The 7,071-nt window shown below is 39.0% G+C and carries 6 protein-coding genes; 3 read left to right on the plus strand and 3 right to left on the minus strand.

What is annotated here, in order from left to right; all coding sequences use genetic code 11:
• Positions 1–603: 603 nt before the first annotated feature.
• Positions 604–1,227, plus strand: a complete 624-nt coding sequence (locus tag B3E00_RS10320) for a 7-carboxy-7-deazaguanine synthase QueE (protein WP_293879434.1) — start codon at positions 604–606, stop codon at positions 1,225–1,227.
• Between the two features lie 102 nt (positions 1,228–1,329).
• On the opposite strand, the gene B3E00_RS10325 is transcribed toward B3E00_RS10320, so the two are convergent.
• From B3E00_RS10325 to B3E00_RS10335, 3 genes are all read right to left on the minus strand, one after another.
• Positions 1,330–2,577 carry a hypothetical protein gene (locus B3E00_RS10325; protein ID WP_293938355.1) on the minus strand — a complete coding sequence of 416 codons (1,248 nt, stop codon included), beginning with the start codon at positions 2,575–2,577 and terminating at the stop codon, positions 1,330–1,332.
• 133 nt (positions 2,578–2,710) lie between these two features.
• Positions 2,711–3,787, minus strand: coding sequence for a Gfo/Idh/MocA family protein (locus tag B3E00_RS10330; RefSeq protein ID WP_293938356.1), 1,077 nt, complete (start codon positions 3,785–3,787; stop codon positions 2,711–2,713).
• Positions 3,788–3,801: 14 nt separating this feature from the next.
• Positions 3,802–4,392: a phosphatase PAP2 family protein gene (locus tag B3E00_RS10335; protein ID WP_286776925.1), complete on the minus strand. Its 591-nt coding sequence runs from the start codon at positions 4,390–4,392 to the stop codon at positions 3,802–3,804.
• Positions 4,393–4,864: 472 nt separating this feature from the next.
• Between B3E00_RS10335 and hisG the strand changes: the two genes are divergently transcribed.
• Together hisG and hisD are read left to right on the plus strand one after the other, a co-directional pair.
• On the plus strand, positions 4,865–5,716 hold the full coding sequence (gene hisG / locus B3E00_RS10340) for an ATP phosphoribosyltransferase (protein ID WP_293938357.1): 852 nt from the start codon (positions 4,865–4,867) through the stop codon (positions 5,714–5,716).
• 21 nt (positions 5,717–5,737) lie between these two features.
• Positions 5,738–7,027 carry a histidinol dehydrogenase gene (gene hisD, locus B3E00_RS10345; protein ID WP_293881609.1) on the plus strand — a complete coding sequence of 430 codons (1,290 nt, stop codon included), beginning with the start codon at positions 5,738–5,740 and terminating at the stop codon, positions 7,025–7,027.
• Positions 7,028–7,071 lie beyond the last annotated feature (44 nt).

Raw genomic sequence — 7,071 nt, forward strand, 5'->3', positions numbered from 1 at the left:
ATGTACAATTATGTTATTACACTTATGTTTCAATAAATAAATTGTGTCACAAATTTAGTAAAATTTTTGATAAATAATATGTCTTTGTGCTGAACGGGCCGCTGTACTCGTACCAGCCCCTCCTTTCACTCCCGCCCATCAATTAAATACATTACACCTCTTTGGCCTAATTAAAATTGTTCTCTTGCTCATTTCTATTTTACACTCGAGTTGGGCACCGGTATTAATGGCCAAGGAAAGCCACTCACTCCTTGGAGTAAGTTGTAATAATTACTTCGCACCACTTTAAACATTAACAGGGTAATAACAAGGGGTTAACAGGGGTATAACAGGGTGTTAACAGGGGTATACCCTTGTATTCCCCCCGTTATACCCCTGTAAAAAGAGTGTTTTCTCGTTGTTAGTATACTAAGTGGTATCCATTTGGTACGCTGTTGAGATTAGCACTACACCTCCGAAAGCAGTTTATTGTAAAGTAATGTGATAAATAAATCCAATAGTTAATTGGAATGACTAAAAAATGATAGCAAGCCCGATAAAAGCAAGTTGACAAATTGAGCATCTCATTAATATTTGCTACTTTTGCAGACTGAAATTTTAACTATGTCAAATCAAGTACCAGAAGACGGAACACTATTGCCCTTAATGGAAGAATTTTACACTATTCAGGGTGAGGGCTACCACACCGGGACTGCTGCTTATTTCATACGATTGGGGGGCTGCGATGTGGGTTGCCACTGGTGCGATGTAAAGGAAAGCTGGGATGCTTCGATACATCCGCTTACAACAGCAGATTCGATCATCGAAAACGCAAAGAAATATCCTGCGAAAACAGTTGTCATTACAGGTGGAGAACCCCTTATCTATAATTTGGATTACCTAACGAAAGGGCTCCATCAGGCGGGCATTAAGACCTTTATTGAAACCTCGGGTGCGTATCCTCTAAGTGGTGAATGGGACTGGATATGTTTATCGCCGAAGAAATTCAAAGCGCCTCGCAAAGATGTATTAGAAGCTGCTGGTGAACTTAAAGTGATCGTTTTCAATAAAAGCGATTTCGCATGGGGAGAAGAATACGCACAACTCGTTGGACCAAACTGCAGATTATATCTTCAACCTGAATGGTCAAAATCAAAAGAAATGACCCCTTTTATTATTGAATACGTAAAAGAAAATCCGAAATGGGATATTTCGCTACAAACACATAAGTTTTTAAACATTCCCTAATAATTGGATATCTTCTCAATTAGCGGTTACAAAAAAAGGCTTTCATCCTATTGAAAGCCTTTTTTTTGTAACCGCTAAAACATAGATTGTATGGATTTAAAATTACTTAACATAAGAATTTAAGAAAGTATTTAAGTCCATCTTCTTCGTTTCTTCGCCCTCTTTCTCGCGAATCAAAACATTCCCGACGTGATCAGCATCTAGAAATAGTAGATTCGCTTTTAATATAATCTTTCCCTGTTCGTCCAGCAATCCAATTTTACCATTTTCAGAGAACATCAGATAATTGTCCAAAAATTTACTGATGTTTTCTTTCTTATCTAGCAGAATTTTCCCTTCTTCTGTGACCAATCCAAAATTACCGTCTTTTTGGAATATGGCAATTTTTTGATTTGCTGGCGTCAGCCAGTCAAATCCTTCTTTATTTACCTTTCCCCCCTTCTTATCCAATAACCAAAAATAATTATCTTTATCTGAAACAATGGCAGTGTGTTCATTAAAGTATGCTAAAGAGAAAAGAGAGCAAGGCAATACTTCTTCTCCTGCCGTGTTTTTTATACCATAATATTCATCATTGGTATTTTTATCCTTAACCATCGTCCATTTAAGTGATCTATCCAATGGAAAAGTGTCTTCAAATAAACCGACATCTTCTGCCTGGCTATCATTATCTCCCCCGGAGATATCAATAACCTTCGCGTTTTTAGGCAATTGAAAGTCTGCAACAAAAGATGTATTGGCCACTTTTGTTGTTTCGAAACCAAGCTCATTGCTTTCACCTAAAGACAATTTAAGCACACCACCAGGCAAATCATTTATAAATGGAAAGGCAGTCAAATAATAAGTCGGTACTGCTTCCGAATACCAAACAGTTGCGATAGCCGAATCCGCATTGTTTTTAAAAAACAACTTTGCTTTTTTACAGGTAATGCCCGCTATTGATTCTATTTCGCCCATATCTTGCAGCTGCACATAAGGGCCTTCGGATTCTTCCGGCTTTACACCAACAATCTTATACGATGGATGATATACTTCAGCAGTGACGACATCATCTCCTGCTGAATACGAATACGTTTTTGCTAACTTTCGATTTAAAACAGCATGTGTCTTTTGATTCACTATAGTGGAAGAATAATCGGCATCAGCCAAAACCTCTACATTCCGATAAGCCATTTTTCCTTTCAAAAATGGCTCATAAAACTCCTTTGCAAATTCTGGAACGTCATTTTCAAACTTTTCAGGCGACACTTCACCTTTAAAAACCAACTCCATCTGCCATTGCTTATCTTGCGCATAAGTTGTCGAAATTGATAATCCAAATAATAGTGCAACTTTGAGTAAATTATTCATAAGAATGTTAAATATGTAGCTAAATAACAAAAGACAGACCAAAAAGTCTATTTTTTTAAGCTATTTTTTTATTTAAGCACTTTCTTGCTGTATATTCTAGTACAATATTCAAAAGATATTTTGTGAAAAAGCACTACAACTTTATCATCAATTTAGTTTTCACAGCTTCATCGCATGCCAAAGCGATTCGCAGACTGTTAATAGCATCTTCCATTGAATCAGTAAGATCCAAATTCTCTAAAATTGCCCGCAGAAAGAATAGCTGCTCCCGATTACATAATTCTTGATGATCAGGCTCATCCGATAAGTTAATCCATTCATCGGCCTTCTTAAATTCATTGGCTGAATCTAAATCACTATAATGTATTCTTAGGCTTTCCGTTTGTGTGTGTGAGGCGACCGAATCCGATTTCCCCTCATCGCTGGCTTTGTTAGCGACAATGGAAACTGCACCATTTGGTCCAAAAACATCTTTTACAAAAAAAGCGTTCTGACTCACCATTGGCCCCCATCCGGCTTCGTACCATCCTACAGAACCGTCCTCAAAATGCAACTGAAGTTGCCCATAGTTATAGTTCCACGCTGGAATCTCATCGGTTAATCGTGCACCTATTGCAGATACATACAATGGTTTTGCGCCCACCATTTGACACATGACATCAATATAGTGGACCCCGCAATCAACAATGGGACTTAAGCTAGACATTAAATTTTTATGCACATCCCACATATATCCATGACTCTGTTGATTGAGGTTCATACGCATAACAAGTGGCTTTCCCATCGTTTTAGAAATCTCGATGAACTTGATCCAGGATGGATGGTATCTCAAGATATAACCAACAACCAATTTTCTATCGTATTTTATTGCCGCATCCACTACCTGCTGTGCTGAAATTACGTTTTCAGCTATGGGCTTCTCGATAAAGACGTGAGCCCCAGCCTGAAAGGCTTTTATAGCATAATCTCTATGCGTATCTGGATAGGTGGCTATACACACGGCATCCGGTTTCGTTTCCTCAAGTGCCTGCTCATAAGACGAAAATAATTTATAGTTTCCTCCCAATTCTTCATTCAGCTTACCTTTGCTCTCTCCACGAGCTACTAGACCTACAATTTGAAAGCCATCTAAATCGTGATAAGCCCTTGCATGAGATGCGCCCATATTTCCACATCCAACAACTAATATTTTAACAACCTGTTGCATCATTTTTTCTTTTTATATTATCTCTTTAATCCATCTAAAGCGAATGCTGCTCCTGTTCCCAGTGCAGCACCAGCCAATACATCGGTGGGAAAGTGTACGCCCAAATACATCCGTGAATAACCAACACTACTTGCCCATAAAAGGGATGGGGCGACGACGTACCACTTCGAATAGGCACGTGACAAAGCAGTTGCGGTAGCAAAAGCGGAAGACGTATGCCCAGAGGGAAAGGAATATCCACTGGCCGTACGGACCGATATGAAATTAGGATATTTTTTAAAAGGTCTACTGCGCTTAAACAAATGTTTCAAACCCACATTCACCAAAGCAGTTACAGCCGTACTGCTAGCAACATACAAAGCATTCTGACGCATCATTTTATCATCATTGACTGCACCAGCAACCAGTAAACCGACGGGAACCGCAATCTGAACATAATTATTGATATCAGAAAGCACTTTAAATGTTTGTGTTTGCGGCACAGTCCTGGTTTCAGCAATCGACTCCAATATCCGGATATCTAATGTAGAAGCAGGTATTTCCTGCGCTACAGCGCCTATATAGGAACAATTCAACCAGCAAACAAAAATAAAAACTAATCTTTTCATCCAGTAAATAATCTCTCTATTTATAATTTCTTCACCCCTTAAAAATAAGGAAATTTATGTGAGTTGTCACCTTATTAAAGACGTTTAAATTTGAATCAAACTCATTACTGGTCTGTAAAATATACGAAACAGTATGCTCCAAGCTATCAAATCAGTATTGTCATACGCCCAGATTTTGCATGTAGTATACACTAGCCATATTTTCACTTATTTTTGTATCCAAATTAGAATCCGCTTAATAATAAGCCTGTTTAGATGACAATTTTAAAATGATGGCCTTGGATTTCCAATTAATTTACTATACATTTGCTTACAGTTATTAATACAAACATGGTTTATACTTACGTACATCATTTTCATTTCCATCATCGCCGTTGTGGCGATATGTTAATTTAATGTGTTCTTACGTAGAATACCTTCCCTCTTGTTTGATTTCTTATTATTAATAATTTACTGCTAACATTATAAAGCGTTGAAAAATCTTAAAATTGCTATCCAAAAATCGGGTAGGTTAAACGAAAAATCTGTTCAATTACTGAAAAACTGTGGTTTAGACTTCGAGAACTACAAGAGCTCTTTAATTACCACTGTGGGAAATTTTCCATTGGAAATATTGTTTTTGAGAGACGATGATATTCCGGGTTATGTAGAACAAGGCATAGCCGATCTTGGTATCGTCGGTGAAAACATCATTGATGAGACTGAATCCAAAGTAGAATACATCAAGAGACTCGGTTTTGGAAAATGCACATTGAAATTAGCTATCCCCAAAGATAGTAGCATTCAGGACATTAAAGACCTTAATGGTAAAGCAATCGCGACCTCTTATCCAAATATCCTCAAGAACTTTCTAAACGAGTACAATATTAATGCAGACATCCGTTTGATCTCTGGCTCCGTTGAGATTTCTCCCGGCTTGGGCCTTAGTGATGCAATCTGTGATATCGTATCTACAGGTGGAACGTTAAAAAGCAATGGTTTAAAACCTTTTGCTGATGTGAAGAATTCAGAAGCCATTTTGGTGGGAAGAAAAGGATTAGAGGGTAATGAAGTTTTGACTGAATTAGTACAACGCATCGAATCTGTTCTTTTAGCAAAAGAAACCAAATATGTGGTATTGAATGTCGAAAAGAAGAATTTGCCGGCTATTACTTCTTTACTCCACGGCGTTAAGAGCCCTACGGTTGTTCCACTTGCAGAAGAAGGCTGGGTAGCCGTACATACCGTTATCACCGAAGATGACTTTTGGGATAAGATCAACAAATTAAAAGCTGAAGGTGCCCAAGGTATCGTTGTGATGCCCGTTGAAAAAATCATTCTTTAAACTTGATGCACTTATACAACCATGTTAAAAAAATATGATTACAAGACGTTAGGAAAATCCGAAATTCAACAACTGGTTGCCAGGAACACGGATCCGAACAATGCAATACAAGAGGTTGTCCAGGAAATTATTCAACAGGTACGCCAGCAAGGAGATGTCGTGTTACGCGAATATGCTGCTAAATTTGACAATGTTGAACTCGAGCGACTGTATTTGGACGAGGACGATATCGATGCGTTAGCATCTACCATAGACCGTGATCAGCAAAGAGCACTGGAAATTGCTTTTCAAAATATTCATAAGTTTCATAGTACGCAATTAAAAAGAGAACGCACTGTTGAAACCATGCCCGGCGTAAAATGCTGGCGGGAGGTGCGCCCTATTGAAAAAGTCGGTCTCTATATCCCTGGAGGATCAGCGGTCTTACCTAGCACACTTTTAATGCTTGGTATTCCCGCAAGAATAGCTGGGTGCAAAGAAATTGTCGTTTGTTCTCCCCCCCAATCCAACGGAAAAATTAATGGATTTGTCGCTTTTTGTTTAAAATTACTGAAGATAAATAGAATATACTTGGTTGGAGGTGCTCAGGCTGTTGCTGCTATGGGATTTGGAACAAAGACAATACCCAAAGTCGATAAGATTTTTGGCCCAGGCAATCAATTTGTCACGAAGGCAAAATCCATTATACAGGGTCTGGCAAATGTTAGCATAGATATGCCTGCCGGCCCATCCGAAGTATTAGTCGTCGCTGATGACTCGGCTAATCCGGCTTTTGTTGCCGCCGATCTTTTGGCACAAGCCGAACACGGCGTCGACAGCCAAGCTGTCTTGGTTGCAACTTCTACGGCTATAGTTGATGCGGTCAACACAGAACTAGCAGCCCAATTGGCGGTCTTACCGCGCAAGGAACTTGCTGCAAAAGCTATTGACAATTCTTATGCGGTAACTGTTGATAACCTTCAGGAAGCGCTACAATTTTCAAATGATTACGCTCCAGAACACCTTATTTTGGAAACGGATCAATGGGAGTCTTTAACACGCTATATCAGTAACGCTGGTTCAGTATTTTTAGGACACTTAACCCCGGAAAGCGCGGGTGATTATGCTTCGGGTACTAATCATACGCTGCCTACATCGGGATATGCACGCTCCTACTCAGGCGTATCGGTGGATTCTTTTGTAAAAAAAGTTACTTTCCAACACATTAGCGAAACTGGGCTCCAACACATTGGGACTGTAGTTGAAATACTCGCTGAACTTGAGGGTTTGCAGGCGCATAAAAATGCGATTTCCATTCGAAAAAAATCATAAAACATAGACCGTTTAAATCACAAAAAGAGGGTGTCCGAAAAGTC

The sequence above is a fragment of the Sphingobacterium sp. UBA5996 genome, from assembly GCF_002429765.1.
Lineage (GTDB): Bacteria > Bacteroidota > Bacteroidia > Sphingobacteriales > Sphingobacteriaceae > Sphingobacterium.